We start from the raw sequence: 526 nt of genomic DNA on the forward strand, positions 1-526 counted from the left end.
CAGTTTCAGGTAGCCCGAGTACAAGGCATTCATCAACAGGGTTGCCAGAACAATGCTTACTGCGGCAATGGGGGCAGTATAAGGCGCGCTATCTTGCATAAAACTGCGTGCTTGATCGGCTTCCGCCGGGCTGACATCGCCCATTTGTGCGATTTGCTGCTCAACAATCCATTCCGAACTCATACCGCTGTAAAGCCAATATGTGACAAGTGCATATAAGATGGTGGAGAAGAAAAGTGCTATCCATCCCCAGCCTTTGGCCTCTTTTAGATCATCGAATAGGCTTTTGGGGGCCACAAAAACATTAACGAGCGCGTTGGAAAGTGTTGCCACAAATTGTCTCCCTTGATTTCTTATTTTGGGCGAATTCCTGATAGGTGTATCGGTAAACCTGAGTGTCAAATTTACCGAGCACAACATGCTAGTCACTAGCAACGCAAATTTATAACAAAAACGTTATAAATTTTTTTGATGTTTTTTCTCTTTACCTGGTCCTAGATATTGGCGGCGGCGCCCAGGAGCCATT

General features: G+C 45.6%; 1 pseudogene. It reads right to left on the reverse strand.

The features are described from left to right. Window positions 1–333, reverse strand: a pseudogene (locus tag J0A66_RS21570) (YIP1 family protein); the annotation flags it as partial. Window positions 334–526 lie beyond the last annotated feature (193 nt).

This window comes from Bowmanella dokdonensis, assembly GCF_017254865.1.
Taxonomy (GTDB): Bacteria; Pseudomonadota; Gammaproteobacteria; order Enterobacterales; family Alteromonadaceae; genus Bowmanella; species Bowmanella dokdonensis.